This is a genomic window from Streptomyces sp. NPDC002788 (assembly GCF_053592115.1).
Map to the genome: position 1 here is coordinate 81,936 of NZ_JBSFVB010000013.1, position 19,390 is coordinate 101,325.

Annotated in this window: 17 protein-coding genes, 1 tRNA gene and 1 pseudogene; 8 read left to right on the forward strand and 11 right to left on the reverse strand. The window is 73.5% G+C overall.

Translation table 11 applies throughout. The features are described from left to right. Window positions 1-86: 86 nt before the first annotated feature. The 5 genes from ACWD1U_RS23950 to rpmG form a co-directional block, all read right to left on the reverse strand. Window positions 87-305, reverse strand: coding sequence for a DUF397 domain-containing protein (locus tag ACWD1U_RS23950; protein WP_359762346.1), 219 nt, complete (start codon window positions 303-305; stop codon window positions 87-89). A gap of 637 nt (window positions 306-942) precedes the next feature. Beyond that, a complete protein-coding gene (gene rpsR, locus ACWD1U_RS23955) occupies window positions 943-1,176 on the reverse strand; it encodes a 30S ribosomal protein S18 (RefSeq protein ID WP_451110351.1) in 234 nt (77 codons plus the stop codon). Window positions 1,177-1,182: 6 nt separating this feature from the next. After that, window positions 1,183-2,376, reverse strand: a complete 1,194-nt coding sequence (locus ACWD1U_RS23960; RefSeq protein ID WP_451110353.1) for a CobW family GTP-binding protein — start codon at window positions 2,374-2,376, stop codon at window positions 1,183-1,185. A gap of 4 nt (window positions 2,377-2,380) precedes the next feature. Next, window positions 2,381-2,629 (reverse strand): type B 50S ribosomal protein L31, encoded by a 249-nt coding sequence (locus tag ACWD1U_RS23965; RefSeq protein ID WP_451110355.1) that lies wholly within the window; start codon window positions 2,627-2,629, stop codon window positions 2,381-2,383. A gap of 1 nt (window position 2,630) precedes the next feature. After that, window positions 2,631-2,795 (reverse strand): 50S ribosomal protein L33, encoded by a 165-nt coding sequence (gene rpmG, locus ACWD1U_RS23970; RefSeq protein ID WP_333932256.1) that lies wholly within the window; start codon window positions 2,793-2,795, stop codon window positions 2,631-2,633. Window positions 2,796-2,859: 64 nt separating this feature from the next. On the opposite strand from rpmG, the gene rpmB reads away from it, so the two are divergent. From rpmB to ACWD1U_RS23990, 4 genes are all read left to right on the forward strand, one after another. Then, a complete protein-coding gene (gene rpmB, locus ACWD1U_RS23975; protein WP_031115922.1) occupies window positions 2,860-3,096 on the forward strand; it encodes a 50S ribosomal protein L28 in 237 nt (78 codons plus the stop codon). Then, window positions 3,096-3,401: a 30S ribosomal protein S14 gene (gene rpsN, locus ACWD1U_RS23980; protein ID WP_031115923.1), complete on the forward strand. Its 306-nt coding sequence runs from the start codon at window positions 3,096-3,098 to the stop codon at window positions 3,399-3,401. Before rpmB ends, rpsN begins: the two co-directional genes overlap by 1 nt. Before the next feature lie 109 nt (window positions 3,402-3,510). Next, window positions 3,511-4,026 carry a hypothetical protein gene (locus tag ACWD1U_RS23985; RefSeq protein ID WP_451110357.1) on the forward strand — a complete coding sequence of 172 codons (516 nt, stop codon included), beginning with the start codon at window positions 3,511-3,513 and terminating at the stop codon, window positions 4,024-4,026. A 181-nt stretch (window positions 4,027-4,207) separates the two neighbouring features. Further along, complete coding sequence (locus ACWD1U_RS23990) at window positions 4,208-4,750, forward strand: DUF4232 domain-containing protein (RefSeq protein ID WP_451110359.1); 543 nt, start codon at window positions 4,208-4,210, stop codon at window positions 4,748-4,750. Window positions 4,751-4,757: 7 nt separating this feature from the next. On the opposite strand, the gene ACWD1U_RS23995 is transcribed toward ACWD1U_RS23990, so the two are convergent. Next, window positions 4,758-5,858 (reverse strand): DUF2786 domain-containing protein, encoded by a 1,101-nt coding sequence (locus ACWD1U_RS23995; protein ID WP_451110361.1) that lies wholly within the window; start codon window positions 5,856-5,858, stop codon window positions 4,758-4,760. 108 nt (window positions 5,859-5,966) lie between these two features. Between ACWD1U_RS23995 and ACWD1U_RS24000 the strand changes: the two genes are divergently transcribed. The 3 genes from ACWD1U_RS24000 to ACWD1U_RS24010 all read left to right on the forward strand — a co-directional run bounded on the left by ACWD1U_RS24000 (window position 5,967) and on the right by ACWD1U_RS24010 (window position 9,158). After that, entirely contained in the window at window positions 5,967-6,599 is a 633-nt protein-coding gene (locus ACWD1U_RS24000) for a LysE family translocator (protein ID WP_451110363.1), read from the forward strand. Window positions 6,600-6,666: 67 nt separating this feature from the next. Continuing rightward, window positions 6,667-7,410 (forward strand): Clp protease N-terminal domain-containing protein, encoded by a 744-nt coding sequence (locus ACWD1U_RS24005; protein WP_451110365.1) that lies wholly within the window; start codon window positions 6,667-6,669, stop codon window positions 7,408-7,410. A 56-nt stretch (window positions 7,411-7,466) separates the two neighbouring features. After that, window positions 7,467-9,158: a bifunctional 3'-5' exonuclease/DNA polymerase gene (locus ACWD1U_RS24010; RefSeq protein WP_451110367.1), complete on the forward strand. Its 1,692-nt coding sequence runs from the start codon at window positions 7,467-7,469 to the stop codon at window positions 9,156-9,158. Window positions 9,159-9,834: 676 nt separating this feature from the next. Here ACWD1U_RS24010 and ACWD1U_RS24015 read toward each other — a convergent pair. After that, window positions 9,835-10,728 (reverse strand): glycosyltransferase family 2 protein, encoded by an 894-nt coding sequence (locus tag ACWD1U_RS24015; RefSeq protein WP_451110369.1) that lies wholly within the window; start codon window positions 10,726-10,728, stop codon window positions 9,835-9,837. Between the two features lie 566 nt (window positions 10,729-11,294). Here ACWD1U_RS24015 and ACWD1U_RS24020 point away from each other — a divergent pair. Continuing rightward, a pseudogene (locus tag ACWD1U_RS24020) lies at window positions 11,295-12,238 on the forward strand (tyrosine-type recombinase/integrase); the annotation flags it as partial. 128 nt (window positions 12,239-12,366) lie between these two features. Here the strand turns inward: ACWD1U_RS24020 and ACWD1U_RS24025 are convergent. The 4 genes from ACWD1U_RS24025 to tmk form a co-directional block, all read right to left on the reverse strand. Then, window positions 12,367-12,440, reverse strand: a tRNA-Thr gene (locus tag ACWD1U_RS24025). Between the two features lie 108 nt (window positions 12,441-12,548). Continuing rightward, the gene (locus ACWD1U_RS24030) at window positions 12,549-14,177 is read right to left on the reverse strand and encodes an alpha/beta hydrolase (RefSeq protein WP_451110371.1); all 1,629 of its coding nucleotides are present in this window, start codon (window positions 14,175-14,177) and stop codon (window positions 12,549-12,551) included. 123 nt (window positions 14,178-14,300) lie between these two features. Continuing rightward, window positions 14,301-15,506 carry a DNA polymerase III subunit delta' gene (locus ACWD1U_RS24035; RefSeq protein WP_451110373.1) on the reverse strand — a complete coding sequence of 402 codons (1,206 nt, stop codon included), beginning with the start codon at window positions 15,504-15,506 and terminating at the stop codon, window positions 14,301-14,303. A gap of 506 nt (window positions 15,507-16,012) precedes the next feature. Next, entirely contained in the window at window positions 16,013-19,309 is a 3,297-nt protein-coding gene (gene tmk / locus ACWD1U_RS24040) for a dTMP kinase (RefSeq protein ID WP_451110375.1), read from the reverse strand. Between the last annotated feature and the right edge of the window lie 81 nt (window positions 19,310-19,390).

The following is a 19,390-nucleotide window of genomic DNA, read 5'->3' on the forward strand; positions in this document are numbered from 1 at the left end:
CGCGACGCTTCCTCGCGTCGCGGTTCTACGCGCGTCACAGCGCGTCGGGTCCCCGATCACCCTGTGGGCGGGGGCCGGTCCTGCGGTCAGCCGCCCACCAGGTGGTCGAACTCGCCGTCCTTCACGCCGAGCAGCATCGCCTCGATCTCCGCCCGGGTGTAGACCAGCGCGGGGCCGTCGGGGAAGCGGGAGTTGCGGACGGCCACGTCACCACCCGGCAGCCGGGCGAACTCCACGCACGAACCCTGCGAGTTGCTGTGCCGGCTCTTCTGCCAGGCCACGCCGTGCAGCCTGGCGGCCGCCATCCCGTTGTACACGTCGTGGTCCACAGGTCGCTCCCCGATGGTGCACTGGCTGGTGTGGCCATTGATGCAGTGGTCAACTGACCCGGATCATAGCCCTGTTCATGTGCAGATGCATGGGCAGATGCACGTGCACGCGGGGTGGGCATGCGGTTACAGCTTTGACGACCGCTTTACCGCGAGAAGGCTCTCGCTTGTCTGACGGCCCTGCCACGCCCCGCGTTCCCCCAAGCCGACGCGGAAGCCGGCGGGTTCGGCGGGAATCTGATGGAGGCGGAGCATCCGCTCGGCGGTGCCGACGGGTGGCTGTGCCGGGGCGAGGCGGGCCGGCCGGCGGCGATGCGGAAGCGGCGGGCACCGGCCGGGAGCATGGAGAAATGCGCCGGGCGGACGACCGCGGCGCCGTCCCCGGGTCGGATGCCCGGCTCGGACCATCGCCGGACCCGTGGTCGGCGAACCGCACCTGACGGCCCGGTGGCAGCGTGCCCCTGACGGTCCGTCGAGCATCCGAGGCGGGGCGGGCGACCAGCCGGCTCGGCCGGCCCCCGCGGCCGACCGGAGTCGTGTCGCGCCCGTCGTGCCGACGACATGAGGTCCCCCACGCGTCAAGCGTGGGGAACCTCACCCGGACCGGACGCGCTCAACGACTGGAGTACGGCAGCAGCGCCATCTCGCGCGCGTTCTTGATCGCCTTGGCGAGCTGCCGCTGTTGCTGCGCCGAGACCCGGGTGACGCGGCGGCTGCGGATCTTGCCGCGATCGGAGATGAACTTCCGCAGCAGATCGGTGTCCTTGTAGTCGATGTACGTGATCCCGGCCTGGTCCAGGGGGTTGGGCCGGTTCTTCACGGGCTTGCGGTCGAGCTTGCGGGGCATGTCGGGTCAGACCTCCAGGAGGGTGTCGAAGGCGTGCGGCAGCCGCTGCCAGGCATCGCGCCCGGCGGCGTACTCGGCGTCGGTGAGCAGGCAGGACTCCAGCAGGCGCTCCAGGCCGTCCCGGTCGAGGCCGGGCGAGGTGAAGACGAGGTGCTGGCAGCGGTCGCCGTGTTCGGGGTGCCAGTCCAGCGCGGCGGCGGCGCGGCGCACCGGCGGGACCATCTCCCAGGCCGCGTCCGGCAGGGAGGCCAGCCACGGCCCGGCGCTCTCCACGCACAGGGCTCCGCCCGCCGCGTCCCAGTGGAACAGCGTGTCGGGCTTGTCGGCGAGCCAGAAGCGGCCCCGGCTGCGGGCGGCCGCGCAGGTCAGGTCCTCCAGCGCCGCGTACAGCCGCTCCGGGTGGAAGGGGCGTCGCTGGTGCCACACCAGGGTGGAGACGCCGTGCGCGTCGGCCTCGGCGGGCAGCAGGGCGCAGGCCGGGTGCTGGGCGGCTGCGGCCGCCTCGACGTCGAAGCCGGCCAGGGCCGCCTGGGCCAGGGACGACAGCGGGCGCGGGCGCGGCGCCGGAACCGTCAGGCCGTCCTCGGCCGGGTCCGCCGGGCTGTCCGGGCCGATCGGGACCTGGCGGGCCGTCGGATGCAGCTGGGCGAGCAGCTCGCGGTCCTCGTCGTCGGCTTCCGGGGACTCGGCGACCGCGAGGACGGGGGCGTACTCCAGCTGGCGCGCGAAGGTGTCGGCGACCGTGCGCTGGTCGGTGGTGGCGGCGGCGAGACCGCCGTCGGCCAGGTCGTCGCCGTTGCCCAGGTACGGCAGGACCAGGGCCGGGTCGACGGCGGTGATCACACCGGTGACGGTGAGACCGCCGGCCGTGACGACCTCGGCCATGGCCTTGGGCTCGACGGAGTCCCACAGCTCGACGACGGCGAGGCGGGTGCCGCCCGCGTCCTGGAGCCGCTCCAGCTCCGGCACCAGGTCCTCGCGCAGGGCGCAGCAGGCGCAGTCGTTGACGAGCGGCGCCTCCCCCGCGTCCAGGACGCCGTCGGCGTCCCGGACGGTCCGTACGACCGTGCCCGCGGCGGCCGTCGCCAGGTCGTGGTGGAGGACGACGCTGCCGGGCACGTCGGCGAGCAGCCGCGCGACGGCCGCCTTGCGGGCGTCGGCGTGCAGCCCGCCGACGATCACGACGGGGAGCTCGGGCACGGGGTCAGCCCTTCTTTCCGTACCGGCGCTCGAAGCGCTCGACGCGACCGGCGGTGTCCAGGACGCGGGCCGTGCCCGTGTAGAAGGGGTGGCTGACGTCGGAGATCTCGACGTCGACGACCGGGTAGGTGTTGCCGTCCTCCCACTCGATCGTCTTCTCGCTCGTCATGGTCGAGCGGGTGAGGAAGGCGTAGTTCGCGGCACGGTCGCGGAAGACGACGGGGCCGTACTCCGGGTGGATTCCCTCGCGCATGTCAGCGCTCCTCTCGGAAGTCGACGTGGCGGCCGGCGACCGGGTCGAACTTGCGCAGGGTCAGTCGGTCCGGGTCGTTGCGACGGTTCTTGCGGGTCACGTAGGTGTAGCCGGTCCCGGCCGTGGACCGGAGCTTGATGACCGGCCGGAGTTCATTGCGTGCCATGCCGCTATGCTACTGAAAATGAATTCCATTTACATCACCTGAGCCAGAGAGGTACGTCACCACCATGTCCGCGCACTGCATGCTGACCGGGACCCAGCCCGGCTTCGGCAACCGCATCTCGCACTCCCACCGGCGCACGTCCCGCCGGTTCGACCCCAACATCCAGTCCAAGCGGTACTGGCTGCCGAGCGAGGGCCGGTACGTCCGGCTCCGGCTCAGCGCCAGGGCGATCAAGACCGTCGACACGATCGGGATCGAGGCGGCCGTCGCCCGGATCCGGGCCCGGGGAGTGAAGGTCTGATGGCGAAGAAGAGCAAGATCGCGAAGAACGACAAGCGGCAGGAGGTCGTCGCGCGGTACGCCGCCCGGCGGGCCGAGCTGAAGGAGATCATCCGGCGGCCGTCGTCGACGGAGGCCGAACGGCTGGCCGCGCAGGCCGAGCTGCGCAGGCAGCCGCGCGACGCGAGCGCCACGCGCGTGCGCAACCGGGACCAGGTGGACGGGCGCCCGCGCGGTTACTTCCGGGCGTTCGGGCTGTCCCGGGTGAGTCTGCGGGAGCAGGCGCACGCGGGGTATCTGCCGGGGGTGCGCAAGTCGTCCTGGTAAGAGGCCGTCCCAGGGTCCTTGACGGGCCCTGGTAGCTTGCTGCGGTCGTTCCGGCCACGGGGCCGGCCGGTTCCGCCCGGGCCGGCCGGCTACAGCTTGGGGGCTCGCAGTGACTTCGGTGATCTTCTCGCGCCGCTCCGGCGCCGTGCGCGTCGCGGCGGCCGCCGCGGGTCTGGTCGGCGCGCTCGCGCTGACCGCGTGCAGCAGCGACAGCGGCTCCGGGGACGACTCGGCGTCCAGCCCGTCCCCGTCGCCCTCGGTGTCCGCCACCACGGGCGGGGACTCCGGCTCCGGTTCCGGCGCCCCGGCCGGCGGCGAGCTGGCGGGCAGTTGGCTCGCGACGACCGGCGGCAAGGCCGTGGCCCTGGTGATCACCGGCAAGCAGGCCGCGCTCTTCGCCACCGGCGGCAGCATGTGCAGCGGCACGGCGGGCGAGGAGGCCGGGATGCGGATGATCCGCCTGAAGTGCACGGACGGCAGCAAGGACCGGACGACCGGCATGGTCGACTCCGTGAACGGCAAGAGCCTCAAGGTCACCTGGGAGGGCGGCCTCGGCACGGAGACGTACACCAAGGCCGAGGGCGGGAAGCTGCCGACCGGGCTGCCGACGGCAGGCCTCGGGTAGGAGCCCGGGGGTTGTTGCGGGCGGGGGCTGTTGCGGGCGGGGGTGCTGCGGGCGGGGGTTTTACGGGCGGCGGTTCGGAGGCCGCCCCGGTGAACGCCCTGCCGGGATGCGTGACGATGCCCGCGTCCGAGATGATCCATGCGTCGGAACCGCTCATCGCCATCACGCACCAGAGGACCCCATGCGCACCCTTCCTCCCCTCGCCCTGGCCGCCGCCCTCGCAGCCGCACTCCTGCTGACCGCCTGCGACGACGCCAAGACCAGTGCCGACGACGCCAAGAACGCGGACCGGCCGGGCGGTTCGGCCTGCGCGATCGGCGACTTGGGCGTGGAGGTCGGGGCCGGCGCCGCCCCGGCGGCCGGGGACACCGGCAACGTCACCGTCACCCTCACCAACAACGGCGCCCCGTGCACGCTGAAGGGCTTCCCCGCCGTCGACCTCGCGGCCGAGGACGGCACGACGTCCGTGTCCCCGGAGGAGGGCGCGAAGGCCCAGCCGCTGACGCTGGAGAAGGGCGGCACCACGTCCTTCACGATCACCTACGTCCGGGGCGAGGCCGGCTCCGCGAAGAGCCTTGCCGTGCGGAAGGCGTCCTTCACCCTGCCCGGCGCCCCCGAGGACGCGCACGACCTGACGTGGTCGTACGGCGAGGTCGCCCGGAGGGACGGGAGCGGCGGCGCGGCGCAGGCCTCGGTGAGCGGCTTCGAGTCCTCGGGCGACTGACGGCAGGTCAGCGCAGCGGTGGGCGGTGGCCGACCTGGGCGTGGTCCGCCGCCTGGGTGCCTTCCGTCCAGCCCGCCGCGTCGCTTACGCCGCGCAGGCGGGTCGTGGTCGTTTCCGGGAACATCGAGTCCAGCCGGCCGGTGACCGCCACGTCGCGGGAGGCGAGGACCGGGAGCAGGTCCTGCGTCACCTGGGTCTCGGCGGCTGCCGCCAGGCGGGTGCCGATGCGGTGGGCGTAGGCCGCGAGGAAGGACTGCCGGAACGTCTTGGTGCGCTTGCGGCCGGCCGCGCGCTGGGCGGCCTCCGCCTTCGTCATCGCGGTCGTGGCCTGCACGAGGAGTGAGGTGTAGAGGAGTTCGACCGCTTCCAGGTCGGTTTCGAAGCCGACGACGGTGGAGAAGCCGAGGGGCTCGTTCCACACCGCCCGGCAGTGGTTGGCGGCGGCGACGGCGTCCAGCAGGACCGCCTTGGCCTGCTCGTACGGCGGTTCGACACCGATACGGCAGGCCCCGGGCGTCTCGGGCGAGGGTGCCCGGGCCGCGAGCAGCGCCTCGTCGACACTGTGCCGGGCCATCAGCTCCTGCGCCTTGGCACTGAGCGCCTCCGCCTCCTCCGGGAAGCCGGTGGCCTCCGCCTTGGCGAGCAGGGCGCGGATGCGGCCGAGCATCCGGGACTCGGTCTTCGGCTCCCCGGGCGACTCGTCGAGGGACTCGAGCGCGGGCAGGCGCAGCAGCAGGCGGTACAGCTCCAGCACGGCGGTGGCGTACGAGAAGCGGTCGGTGCGGGGCGGGGCGTCGGCGGGGAGCTCCGCGAGCTGCGCGCTCCAGCGGCGGCCGCGCGGGCGGTCGTGCGGCGCCTGCGCCCGGATCAGCGCCGCCACCAGGCGTACGTGCGCGTCGTCCAGCTCCCGCCGGACGGTCCGTACGACATCGGCCGGCTGCCAGCCGCGCCGCCAGGCCGCCGCCAGGAACTCCTCACCGCGCCGGGCGAGTTCGGCGTCCGCCGCCGGATCGGACGCGAGCAGGGAGGCGCCGGTGTCGAGGGCCGTCTCGCTGCTGTCGTACAGGGCGGCCTCGAACGCGCGGTCGACGGTGGTGGGCGTACTCACAGGCCGATGGTGCCACGCCGGCGCGGACGGCCCGGCATGCGCGACCTCGTACGTCTCACTCCCCGGAATTGGGTCGTCCGCGCGCGGCGGGGCATCGAGCATGGCCGCATGGTGGACATGTCTCTGTACGCGGCGTTCCTCGTCGCCGCCTTCGCGCTCTGCATCACCCCCGGCCCGGACATGATGTTCATCGTGGCGATGGGCGGCCGGGGCGGGCCCACCGCCGGGGTGATGGCGGCATTCGGGGTGGCGTGCGCGATGCTCGTGCACGCGGTCGCGGCGGCTCTCGGTCTGTCGGCCCTGTTCACGGCGTTACCGACGCTGTACCACGTGCTGCGCTGGGCGGGCGCGGCCTATCTGCTCTATCTGGCGGTGAAGGCGTTCCGCGACCGTTCGGTGCCGGGCGAGGAGGGGGCGGGCCCTGTGGGGCCGGGAATGAGGCGGGCGTTCTGGCAGGGCGCGATCACCAACCTGCTCAACCCCAAGGTGATCCTCTTCAACGTGGCGTTCCTGCCGCAGTTCGTGGACCCGTCGCTCGGCCATGTCCAGGGCCAGTTGCTGCTGCTCGGCGTCACGCTCGTCGTGATGGGTTTCCTGTGGGACGGCAGCATCGGCCTGCTCGCGGGACGGCTGTCGTCCTTCCTCAGGCGCAGTGCCCGGGTGAACCGCTGGCTGAACATCGTCTCCGGGACCGTGTTCACGGGGCTGGCCGTGCGGTTGGTGGCGACTTCTCCGAAGTAGAGGCGAGGGGGCGCCGACTGTCAACTCGCGGTTGACACCCCTGGGGGCGCAACCTACGGTTGACACCATGACGACGAACCCCGCCATCACGTCATCCGTACGCCTCGACGACCTCATCGCGGCGATCAAGACGGTTCACCAGGAACCCCTCGAACAGCTCCAGGACGCGGTGCTCGCCGCCGATCACCTTGGGGAGGTGGCCGACCACCTGATCGGCCACTTCGTGGACCAGGCCCGGCGTTCGGGCGCCTCCTGGACGGACATCGGCAAGAGCATGGGGGTCACGCGGCAGGCCGCGCAGAAGCGCTTCGTGCCGAAGGAGTCGGCCGACCTCGACCCGAGCCAGGGCTTCAACCGCTACACGCCCCGCGCCCGCAACACGGTGATGGCCGCGCACAACGAGGCCAAGTCCGCGCGCAACGCCGAGGGCGTGCCCGAGCACCTCGTCCTCGGCCTGCTGGCCGAGCCCGACGGTCTCGCCGCGAAGGCGCTCGTCGAGCAGGGCGTCTCCCTCGACACGGTCCGCGAGGCGGCGACCGCCGCACTGCCGCCGGCCGTCGAGGAAGTCCCGGAGCTCGTACCGTACGGCCAGGCCGCCAAGAAGGTCCTGGAGCTCACCTTCCGCGAGGCCCTGCGCCTCGGCCACAACCACATCGGCACCGAGCACATCCTGCTCGCCCTGCTGGAGCACGAGAACGGCGAGGGCGTCCTCAGCGGCCTCGGCATCGGCAAGGAGCCGACCGAGCAGTACGTCGCCCGAGCGCTGGAGAAGATCGTGCAGGCGCAGAAGGGCGCGCTGGACGAGTCCTGACACCACCCGGCGGGCGGCGAGGGGGCGTTGTCAGACCCCCCTGTCACACTCGCAGCATGGCCGACCGGTGGGCGCTCGCTCCGGCCGAGGACGGTGGCGTGGACGTCGCCCCCCTCGGTCCGGACGGGCTGCCCGCCGGGCCGGTGCGGCGGGAGGCTGATCCCGCCGAGGCCGTGCGGAGCCGTCCCGGCGTCACGCGGTGGGTGTGGCGGTCCACCGCCGAGGTCTACCCGCGTCTGCTCGCCACGGGGGTGCGAGTCGAGCGGTGCTACGACATCGAGGCCGCCGAGACGCTCCTCCTCGGCCACGAGGGGCGGTACGGGGAACCACGCTCGGCCGCGGCCGCCCTGGCCCGGCTGCGCGGCGGCCCCGTACCGCCCGATCCGCCGCAGCGCTCCGCCGAACCGGGCTCCCAGTCCTCCCTGTTCGAACCGCAGGGCGTCCACCTGCCCCTGACGGACCTCCTCGCGGTCTACGCCGAGCAGCAGCGGCGACACGAGAGCGCCGAGCACCCCGACCGGATGCGGCTGCTGACGGCCGCCGAGTCGGCGGGCATGCTGGTGGCCGCCGAGATGAACCGCGCCGGGCTGCCCTGGAGCGCCGAGGTGCACCGGGCCGTGCTGCACGACCTGCTGGGCGAGCGGTACGCGGGCGGTGGTGAGCCACGCCGCCTGGCCGAGCTGGCCGACGAGGTGTCCACCGCGTTCGGCCGCCGCGTCCGCCCCGACCTGCCCGCCGACGTGGTCAAGGCCTTCGCCCAGGCCGGCATCAAGGTCTCCTCGACCCGCCGCTGGGAGATCGAGTCCGTCGACCACCCGGCCGTGAAGCCCCTGATCGAGTACAAGAAGCTGTACCGCATCTGGGTCGCCCACGGCTGGTCCTGGCTCCAGGACTGGGTGCGCGACGACCGGTTCAGACCCGAGTTCCTCGCGGGCGGCACGGTGACCGGGCGCTGGGTGACCAACGGCGGGGGCGGGCTCCAGATCCCCAAGGTGATCCGGCGGGCCGTGGTCGCCGACCCCGGCTGGCGGCTCGTCGTCGCCGACGCCGACCAGATGGAGCCGCGCGTCCTCGCGGCGATCTCCCGCGACCCGGGCCTGATGGAGGTGGCCGGGCGGGAGAGCGACCTGTACCAGTCCGTCTCCGACCGCGCCTTCTCCGGCGACCGCACCCAGGCCAAACTCGCCGTGCTCGGCGCAATCTACGGCCAGACCTCCGGCGACGGCCTGAAGAACCTCGCCGCGCTCCGGCGCCGATTCCCCCGGGCCGTGGCCTACGTCGACGAGGCGGCCCGGGCAGGCGAGGAGGGCCGGCTCGTACGGACCTGGCTCGGCCGGACCTGCCCGCCCGCGGCCCGGGGGACGGACGATGCGACGGAGGAGGCCGGCATCCCGGCCGCCGACGACGACCAGCCCGACGGCAGCGCGCCCTGGGTGCCCGGGTACGCCTCCACCAACGCCCGGGCCCGCGGCCGCTTCGCCCGCAACTTCGTCGTCCAGGGCAGCGCGGCCGACTGGGCGCTGCTGCTGCTCGCCGCGCTGCGGAAGACGTGCGCGGACCTGGCCGCCGAACTGGTCTTCTTCCAGCACGACGAGGTGATCGTGCACTGCCCGGAGGAGGAGGCCGAGACGGTCGTCGCGGCGATCCGCGAGGCAGCGGCCCTGGCCGGCCGGCTGACCTTCGGTGAGACACCGGTGCGGTTCCCGTTCACGACGGCGGTGGTGGAGTGCTACGCGGACGCCAAGTGATCGGGCGGGAGAAGCCGGCGGCTCAGCGCGGCTCGGTGACCACCGCGTGCTCGTCCGTCCCCTCCAGCGCCGCGAGAGCCGTGCCCACTCCTCGCCTGCCCCGCCGACGCGCCCCCGCTCGCGCAGAGCACGTGCTGGTGGCGGGCGAGGACGCCGGTGCAGCGGTCGGCGCGGGCCTCGGCCCGGCCGAGCAGCTCGGCGCACTCGCGGGCGGCCCGCCCGTGCGGCCCCGCAGCCGCGGGGCGCGGACCAGGCCGAGCCGGGTCTGCGACTCGCCGTGCCGGTCACCGTGGCCGCCGAGGATGCGCAGGCTCTCCTCGAAGTGCGGGAGGGCGGCCGCCGGTTCGCCGAGCCGCAGACGGGCGTACCCGATGTTGCGGCGCGGAGTGCCGCACGATCACGGCGCCGATCTCGTACCCGAGGGCGAGCGACCCGCGGTGCTGCTCGATGGCGGCCCGTGGGTGGGAATGCTCGTCGTGGGTGCCGAGGTGGCCGTGGGTGACGGCCTCGCCGTACGGGTCGTTCGACTGCCGCGCGTACCCCAGGCTGCACGGCAGTTGCCTGTCCCGGCTCGGCGTGCCGGCCCAGCTGTCAGCGATCCGTCGGCAGAGCCTGATGCGATCACTACATCGGATCCGGCCCGGCGGTGCGCGGGCGACGAGCCATCCCCGGCGCGTCAGATCACGGGCGGCCGCCCCAGCCGGGTGAGCCGCCACACCGTACGCCAGCGCATGGGCCGCCGCTCTCCCGCCGGTTCCCGTACGCCTTCCACGAATCCGCCGAACCACGCGCGCAGCCCGGCGGCCGACCGGTTGCGTACGAGGGTGAGCAGCACCCACACGCCCAGGTGGACGGGGATGAGCGCGAACGGCAGCCGGCGACGGGCCAGCCAGACCCGGTTGCGGGCGTTGACGCGGTAGTAGATGGCGTGCCGGGCGGGCGAGGTCTTCGGGTGCTGGAGAAGGAGGTCGGGCGCGTACAGGATGCGCCAGCCCGCGTCGGCGGCGCGCCAGGCCAGGTCGGTCTCCTCATGGGCGAAGAAGAACTGGGCGGGCCAGTCGCCGACCTCGTCGAGCATCGCCGTCCGCAACGCGTGCCCGCCGCCGAGGAACCCGGTGACGTACCCGCCCCGCCGCGGATCCGACCCGCCGACCCGGGGCACGTGCCGCTGCTGCGTCTCCCCCAGCTCGTCGGCGATGCGGAAGCCGACGATCCCGAGCCGGTCGTCGGCCGCGTACAGGTCCCGTACGCGGCGCAGCACATCGGGGTCGACGAGCAGACCGTCGTCGTCCAGGTCCACGACGACATCGATGTCTCCGAACTCCCGCAGCCGCGCGAGGGCCGCGTTCCGCCCGCCGGGGCAGCCGAGATTCTCGTCGAGCTCGATCGGGGTGACCTCGCCCGGCAGCGACAGCCGCCGGGCGAACTCGGGCAGGGGGCAGCCGTTGCCGACGATCACGATCCGCTCGGGCGGCACGTCCTGCTTCGCCACCGACTCCAGCAGCGCGTCGACCTCGGCGGGCCGGTTGCCCATGGTCACCACGGCGACCGCGATCCTGGGCGCCCCCATGTCCTCACCTCATCGCGGTCGGCGACTGACGGCTCGACGGGCGATGCTAGCCGTTCACGGTAGGGATGTCCCGAGTACGCCTGTCGGTCGGCGGTTCGCCCGTGCCGTTCGGCCGCCCGCTCTCCCGTACCGGCTGAACCCACGCAGCAACGGTGCCCGGGGGACCTCCCCGTCCTGTCCTTCCGGTGGATCAGTAGGGGACGCGGCGGTGCATCCGCTGGGCCCGCACCAACCAACTCACCACAGTCCATGTCCCCGCCATCCGCTGGAACGGCCCCACCCGCCGCTCGATGACGGGCATCGCCGGAACGTCGCCACCGGCTCCTGCACGACGACACTTCCAAGCCCGGAGACCGCCTCGCCGGGCTGCTTCTCCTCCCCCAGCTCCAAGGGCCGTGGGACGTCAGCCGGTTACCATCGAGGACATTGGGGTCGGCGCTCAGGAAGTACGTCTCCACCTCGGCGATGCCCCCGTCCGGTTGCCCGAGCCCGTCGCCGCGTCAGCCCGCGCGGTCGCCGAGAACCGCGAAGGCCACGCGACCACCGGGGCCCTGGCCCCGTCGCCACGGCCGTTCCGGCGTGTGACCGGCCCGGCCACCCGGCTGCGTATCAAGGCCACGCTGCGGGCTGCATTGAACGACGCGATCGGCCAGCAGATCCTCACCTTGAACCCCGCGGCCCACGTCGAACTCGATCCCGTACGCAAGCCGAAGGCTTTGGTGTGGACGGACGCGCGGGTCGCCAAGTGGGAGCAGACGGGCGAGAAACTCTCGCCCGTGATGGTCTGGACGCCCGAACAGACTGGCGCGTTCCTCGACTTCATCGCGGAGGACCGGCTGTACGCGATGTGGCACCTGATCGCCTTCCGCGGCCTGCGGCGGGGCGAGGCATGCGGTCAGCCCTGGTCGGAGACCAACCTCGATGACCACTCCCTGACCGTCTCCGCCCAGCTCGTCCAGGACGGGTGGGAGGTCGAGACCTCCGAGCCCAAGACGGACAGCGGCTTCCGCGTGGTCGCGCTCGACGACGACACCGTCAACGTCCTGAAGCGCCACCGCGAACAGCAGGACGCCGGCCGCGAGGAGTGGGGATCAGCCTGGGTGGACACCGGCATGGTCTTCACCCAGGAAGACGGCTCCTGGCTCCATCCCGGCAAGGTCACCGACCTCTTCGAACGCCTCGTCGCCGCCTCCGGGCTCCCGCCGATCCGGATGCACGACCTCCGCCACGGCGCGGTCACGCTCATGCTCGCCGCCGGCATCGACGTGAAGATCGTGTCGGACACGCTCAGGCACAGCCACACCCGGATCACGCGGGACATCTCCCAGAGCGTCCTGCCGCAGGTCGGCAAGAACGCGGCCGAGGCCACCGCCAAGCTGGTTCCGCTTCAGCGGAAGACCGCGGCGGAGGAGGCCCGTAAGGCCGCCAAGAAGGCCAAGGACAAGGCGAAAGCCGAGGCCAGGGCCAAAGGGCCAAGAGGAAGGGCAAGCGGAAGAAGCCCAAGAAGTAGGGGGCCTGACCGCTCCGCTCACGCATCGCTCACGCAAGCCACCTCGCGGCATCACGACCGCGTGACGCGTCATGCCCCGAGCAACACAAAAGGCCAGGTCACGAGCTATGTGACCTGGCCTTTGCCGGAGCCGCCTTCGGGATTCGAACCCGAGACCTACGCATTACGAGTGCGTTGCTCTGGCCATCTGAGCTAAGGCGGCGCGCTGTCCGCACCATGGTGCGATCAGCAACGACGGTAAGTCTACACAGTTTCCGAGGGTGCTCCGTACCAGCCCCGGAGGCAGCGCCTCCGGGGCCCGGAGCAGGGACTATGAGCAGCGTTTTCCGTCCTTGGGCGGGGTGCCGCGCAACAGGTAGGCGTTGATCGTCCGGTCGACGCAGGAGCTGCCGCGGCCGTAGGCCGTGTGGCCGTCGCCCTCGTAGGTGAGGAGGCGGGCCGAGGACAGCTGGCCGGCCAGGGCCCGGGCCCAGCGGTACGGGGTGGCGGGGTCCCGGGTGGTGCCGACCACGACGATGGGGGCCGCGCCCTTCGCCTCGATGCGGTGCGGCTCACCCGTGGCCCGCACGGGCCAGTACGCGCAGTTCAGGGCGGCCCACGCGAGGCCCTCTCCGAACACCGGGGACGCCTTCTCGAACTCGGGCAGTGCCCTGCGCACCTCATCGGGGGTGTCGAAGGCGGCCGGCAGGTCCAGGCAGTTCACCGCCGCGTTGGCGAACATCAGGTTGCTGTAGGCGCCGTCGGCGTCCCGCTCGTAGTAGCTGTCGGACAGGACGAGGAGTCCGGAACCGTCGTTCTCCTTCATCGCGGACGTCAGCGCCTCGCGCAGCTGCTCCCAGGCGCCCTCGTCGTACATGGCCGCCATGACGCCGGTCGTGGCGAGCGACTCGGTGAGCCTGCGGCCGTCGGCACCACCGGTGGGGACGGGTCGGGTGTCCAGCTTCCGGAAGAAGGCCTTGAGGTTTTCACCGACCTGCTCGGGCCCGGTGCCGGCGCCGCCCAGCGGGCAGTCGGACCGGCGTACGCAGTCCCGCGCGAACGACCGGAACGCCGTCTCGAAGCCCGCCGTCTGTTCGAGGTTCAGCCGCCGCGCCGGCAGTGACGGGTCCATCGCGCCGTCCAGCACCAGCCGGCCCGCCCGCTCCGGGAAGAGTCCGGCGTAGGTCGCCCCGAGGAAGGTCCCGTAGGAGGCCCCGACGAAGTTCAGCTTCTTGTCACCGAGCGCCGCCCGAACGATGTCCATGTCCCGGGCCGCCTCGACGGTGGACACATGGCGCAGCAGCCGGGGCGCGTCCGCGCCGCAGCCCTCGGCGAACGTCCGGTACGCCGCGACCAGACCGTCCGTCTCCTTGTCGTCGTCGGGCGTGGTGTCCGTCTGCGTGTAGGTGTCCATCTCCGGCCCGTCCAGGCATTCGACGGGTTCGCTGCGGGCGACACCGCGTGGGTCGACCGCCACCATGTCGTAACGGGCGCGCACCTCGGCCGGGTAGCCGATGCCCGCGTACGACTGCACATAGCCGATCGCCGAGCCGCCCGGTCCGCCCGGGTTCACGAGCAGCGAGCCCAGCCGCTCGCCCGGGCCGGTGGCCTTCTTGCGGGCGACGGCGAGCCGGACGTCGCCCGCGGACGGCTCGGCGTAGTCGAGGGGTGCCTTCAGGGTGGCGCACTCGAAGCCGGGGACACCGCAGCGGCGCCAGGCCGGCTTCTGCCCGTAGTACGAGGAGAGCGCGGCGGGGGTGGACCGTGGCAGCGCGACCAGCGCCGCCGCGTCCGCCGCGGAGGCGGCGGACGTCGTCGAACTCCCGGAGGAGCAGCCGGAGACGAGCAGCGCGGCCGTGGCGAGGAGGCCGGCCGCGGTCCTGGCCCGGTCACGGGTCCGGCGGTGGCCGCCACCGGAGCGAGCGGCGGAGGCGGTGCGTGGGGTGCGCCTTGAGTCCATCCATCGAGCGTAACTCTGGGCAACCAGTTGGGTGCTCTGAGTGCGTGTCGTGCCTCGTACGAGTGACGCCGTCAACCTCGCGACTGCCCGGTGTGCGGCGCCGGGCCTTTCCTCAGCCCGCTGTCAGCCCGCTCTGAGCGCCATCGTCATCGCCTCCACCGCGAGCAGCGGCGCCACATTGCGGTCGAGGGCGTCGCGGCAGGCGGCGATCGCCTCGATACGGCGGAGGGTGGACTCCGGGGAACTGCCGCGAGCGAGGCGTTCCAGGGCGTCCTCGGCGTCCGCGTTGGCGATGGCCACGCGCGAGCCGAGCTGGAGGGCCAGGACGTCGCGGTAGAAGGCCGTGAGATCGGTCAGGGCGAGGTCGAGGCTGTCACGCTGCGTGCGCGTCCTGCGGCGCTTCTGCTTGTCCTCCAGGTCCTTCATCACACCCGCGGTGCCACGCGGCATACGGCCGCCCTGGGCCGCGCCGAGGGCGGCCTTCAGCTCTTCGGTCTCCTTGGCGTCCGTCTCCTCCGCGAGCTGCTTGGCGTCCTCGGCGGCCGCGTCGACCAGCTCTTGGGCCGCCTTGAGCGCGCTGCCGATCTCCTCGACTCGCAACGGCAGTTTCAGCACGGCGGCACGGCGCGCACGCGCGGCCGGGTCGGTGGCGAGGCGGCGCGCCCGGTCGACATGGCCCTGGGTCGCGCGGGCCGCCGCCGCGGCGACTTCCGGCTCGATGCCCTCGCGGCGGACGAGCATGTCGGCGACGGCGTAGACCGACGGCGTGCTCAGGTTCAGGTGGCGGCAGCGGGAGCGGATGGTCGGCAGGACGTCCTCGATGGAGGGGGCGCACAGCAGCCAGACCGTGCGGGGGGCGGGCTCCTCCACGGCCTTGAGGACGGCGTTGGCCGACTTCTCGTTCAGCCGCTCGGCGTCCTCGACGAGGATGATCTGCCAGCGGCCGTTCGCCGGCGAGGTGAACGACTTGCGGACGGTGTCGCGCATGTCGTCGGCGAGGATCTGGGTGCCGACCGCGGCGACCGTGGTGACGTCGGCGTGCGTCCCCACCAGTGCCGTGTGGCAGCCGTCGCAGAAGCCGCAGCCGGGGGAGCCGCCGAGCGCGCGGTCGGGGCTGACGCACTGCAGCGCCGCCGCGAAGGCCCGTGCCGCCTGGTTCCGCCCGGCCCCGGGCGGGCCCGTGAACAGCCACGCGTGCGTCATCTTCGACGCCTCGGGCGGCGGGGCGTCGGCGGCGGCCGCGGTGACCAGGGCATCGGCGTCCCTAGCGGCAGCGTCCAGCTGCTCGCTCACCCTCTCCTGCCCGACGAGGTCGTCCCACACGGTCATGGGTCACGCCGCCCTTCCGTCACGTTGCGCGTTGCGAGCTCCATTGTGGGGGCGACCACTGACATCGCCCCGTCGGCGCCGGCCCGGCAGGGCAGCGGCGGGTCTCATGCGCCGACGGGGGCTCCTCACGGAGCCGGGCCGCCGGCCGCCGCCCGGGGAGCAGCTAAGCCCGGGGCCATCACGGCCCGGGCACCGTCACGGCCCGGGGATCATCGCCCCCCGGGGACCGCCTCGGCCCGGGGATCATCGTCGGGCTCTGGCGCTTCCCGGCCCGGTCGTCGCTCCGCGGCCATGTCGTGGTTCCCCGGGCCTGTCGTCGCTTCCCGACCGTGTCGTCGCTTCCCGAGTCTGCCGCGCCCTCCTCGCCTACCGGACTCCGCGCCGACTGAGGCTGGTGGCCGGTCCGGGACACCGCGCCCTCGGGCTGATGACCGGCCCAGGGACACCGCGCCGGCCCGCACCTTCGCGTCCGCCCCGGCCTCCGGTCCGTCGGCGCGTCCAGGGCGTCACCGGCCCCGGCCGCCCCTTCCCCGGCGTCCCCCGCCCTCGTCCGGCTCGTCCTCGTGCGGTCCGAGCAGTTCGTCCGCCAGGGACGGCAGGTCGTCCAACGGTGTCTCCTCGGCCCAGTCGGACCGGCGGCGCCGCGGCGCCCCCTCGGCGTCGACCTGGGGCAGCTCCCGCGTACGGTCCTCGGTCCCGTCGGGCCGGGGAGCCGGGGCGTCCTCCCGGAAATACCGGGGCGGCACCCGGTCCGCCGCTTCGTCGCCACGTACGGGCGGCAGTACGGCTGTCTCCTCGGCGTCTGCTGGCCGGACCGGAGGCAGCACGGCCGTCTCGTCACCCGCCCCGGAGGGCACCTGGGGCAGCACCGCGGTCTCGTCCCCGGACCCGGACCCGGATCCGGCCTCGGGCCTGGGGCGGACCGGCGGCCGTGCCTCCGTCTCCTCCCCCGCAGCCGGCGGAACCGGCGGCATCGGCAGCTCGGCCGTCACCTCGGAGTCGGAACCGTCGGGCCCGCCGGAAGCCCGGCGCGCGGCCTCGTCGTCGGCACGCTCGTCCCGCACCGGGCGCAGCACGGTCGTGTCGTCCGCCGAGCCGCCCGGCGTCACCACGGGGGTGGGGACGGTCGCCGCCTCCTGAGCAGCCGTCCGACCGGCGGCGCCCTGCGGGGCAGAGCTCCTGTGGCCGGCCTCGGCAGCGGCGGCCGCCGCCTCCGCGAGGCGCCGCGCCTCCTCGGCCCGCAACAGGGCCTGCTCGGCCTTGCGCTGCTTCTCCAGGCGGAGCGCCTCGGCCTCGGCACGCAGCCGTGCCTCCTCCTCGGCCTGCTCGCGGCGCCGCTCCTCCTCTGCCTTGCGGCGGGCCTCCTCCTCGGCCCGGGCCTTCTCCTCCGCGAGGAGCCGCGCCCGCTCCTCCTCGGCCTTCTTCCGCGCTTCCTCAGCCCGGCGGCGGGCCTCCTCCGCCTGCCGCTCGGCCTCGCGGCGCTGCGCCTCCTCCAGCTCGCGGCGCTTGCGCTCCTCCTCCTCGGCGCGCAGCTTGGCCAGCTGCTCCTGGCGCTCGCGCTCCAGGCGCTCCTCCTCGGCCTTGCGAGCGGCCTCCTCCTCTGCCTTGCGGCGGGCCTCCTCCTCAGCCTTCTTCCGGGCCTCCTCGCGGGCCTTGATCTCGGCCTCGGACAGCGGCAGCACCCGGTCGAGCCGGTGCCGGATGACAGTCGTGACGGCCTCGGGCTCCTGGCCCGCGTCCACCACCAGGTACCGCCCGGCGTCGGCCGCGGCCAGGGTGAGGAAACCGGCCCGCACCCGCGCGTGGAACTCGGCGGGCTCCGACTCCAGCCGGTCCGGCGCCTCGGTGAACCGCTCGCGCGCGGTCTCCGGCGCGACGTCCAGCAGGACGGTCAGGTGCGGCACGAGGCCGTTCGTCGCCCAGCGGTTGATGCGGGCGATCTCGGTCGGCGACAGATCGCGGCCCGCTCCCTGGTAGGCCACGGAGGAGTCGATGTAGCGGTCGGAGATGACGACCGCGCCGCGCTCCAGGGCGGGCCGTACGACGGTGTCGATGTGCTCGGCCCGGTCGGCCGCGTACAGCAGCGCCTCCGCGCGGTTGGACAGGCCCGCGCTCGACACGTCCAGCAGGATCGACCGCAGCCGCTTGCCCACCGGTGTCGCCCCCGGCTCGCGCGTCAGCACGACCTCGTGGCCCTTGGCGCGGATCCACTCGGCGAGCGCCTCGGCCTGCGTGGACTTACCGGCCCCGTCTCCGCCCTCCAGGGCGATGAAGAAGCCGGAGGCCGCGAACCTCTGGTCCGGGTCGTCGCCGCCGCGCAGCGCGTCCTTCAGGTCCTGCCGCAGCGGCACACCGGAACGGTCGTCGACCTTGGCCAGCACCAGCGCGGCGACGGGCAGCAGCAGGGCGCCGGCCAGCATCAGCGTGAAGGCCGCGCCGCCGTGCGCGAAGACGAACCTGCCGCTCTCCAGCCGGTGCGGCCCGATCGCCGCCGCCACCAGCGGGGCGATCACTGCGCCGAGCGCCACGCAGACCCGCACGACGGCGTGCAGGTGCTCGGTCGTCCGGGACCGCCGGTACTCCTCGGTCTCCTGGTCGAGCAGGATGTGCCCGATGTTGGCGGACATGCCCGCGCCGACGCCGGTCAGCGCGAGGATCAGCAGCACGGTGGTGACATCGGGGACCAGCCCGGCGGCCAGCAGCGCGACACCGGTGAAGGCGATCGTCAGCGCGAGCAGCCGACGGCGCGACAGGGCGGGCAGCAGGGCGGGCGCCGTACGGATGCCGATGACGACGCCGCCGGTCAGCGCGGCCACGAACAGCCCGTACAGCACCGGGCCGCCGCCCAGGTCCTTGGCGTGCAGCACGGCCACGGAGACACCGGCCGAGACCGCCGCGGCGACGGCCGCGCAGGCCGATACCAGCAGCGGCATCGCACCGGTGCGGCCCTTGTCGGCGCCGGCGGTGGTCTTCGGACGGCGCAGTCCCTCGAGCGGCGACCGCGCGCGCGGGGTGCGCGTGCCGGGCAGCTCCAGGAAGGTCAGCACGGACAGAGACGCGGCGAACAGCCCGGCCGCGAGGTAGGAGGCGAGTGCCGCCTGGTGCTGGCCGAACCAGTCGATGCCGGCGCCCAGCAGGTTGTTGAAGAGGGACGCGACGACGAGCGCGACGGCCGCGAGGGGGATCGCCACGAAGCCGGTGCGCAGCGACAGGCGGCGCAGGGCGTCCATGTGGTCGGGCAGTGGCCGGACCGTGGCGCCCTCCGGGGGCGGGGCGGGCAGCAGCGCGGGAGCCGCGCTCTCCCGGCACACCGTCCAGAACCGCTCGGCGACACCGGTCACGAAGGCCGTGACAAGAAGGACGGCCAGGGCGTCCTCGGGCGTCCAGTCGATCCACAGGGGCGCGACGATGAGCAGCGCCGCGCGCAGGCCGTCCGCGCCGACCATGGTCCAGCGGCGGTCGAGCGGGCCGTCCTGCGAGGTGAGCGCGGTGAGCGGGCCGAGGAGAACGGCTCCGAACAGCAGCGTCGCGAGGATGCGTACCCCGAAAACGGTCGCCACTGCGAACGCCACGCCCCGGTAGCCGCCTCCGAACGAGCCCTCGGCGACAGCCGCCTGGAGAGCGAGGAGAACCAGCACGAGAAGGGCGAGGGTGTCCCCCACGCCACCCACGAGCTGGGCGCTCCACAACCGCTTCAGCTGGGGACGTCGCAACAGGGCGCGGACGGCGCGCTCGCGGGAGTCCGTGACCAGGGCGTCGTCAGGGGCCGGCTGAGGGGCCGTCGGTTGGTCGGCTCGCGTCATGCATTCAGCCTATCGGGAGCCACCGACACCCCGGGGCGCCCGGCCTGGCATGCGCACGCCCCGACACCGAAGTGTTGCCGG